Here is a 288-nt window from a genome sequence, read left to right on the forward strand (position 1 = left end):
TAAGCGAGCTCGACCTGCTCGGCCTCGGCGACCACCTCTCGCTCGTAGGCATTGCTGTATGCTCTAGCCGTGTCCAACGCCAGCTGGGTCAGATCCACCGTCCCCGGTTCGACGTCCCACTGCTCCTTGCGCTGAGCCAGCAGCAAGAGCTGCTCGGTCATCTGCTTCATCCGGACCGCCTCCGAATGGATCGCCTCCACCGACTCGCCGATCAGCTCTGGATTGTCCCGCCCTCTGCGCCGCAGCAGACTTGCGTAGCTCTCGATGATCGTCAGCGGCGTCTTCAGC

1 protein-coding gene is annotated in these 288 nt (G+C 63.5%); it reads right to left on the reverse strand.

What is annotated here, in order from left to right; all coding sequences use genetic code 11:
- Positions 1–288 (reverse strand): histidine kinase dimerization/phospho-acceptor domain-containing protein (locus PA598K_RS34815; protein ID WP_305781317.1); only part of this gene is annotated, 288 nt, incomplete at both ends.

It is taken from the genome of Paenibacillus sp. 598K, assembly GCF_003851045.1.
Classification (GTDB): domain Bacteria; phylum Bacillota; class Bacilli; order Paenibacillales; family Paenibacillaceae; genus Paenibacillus_D.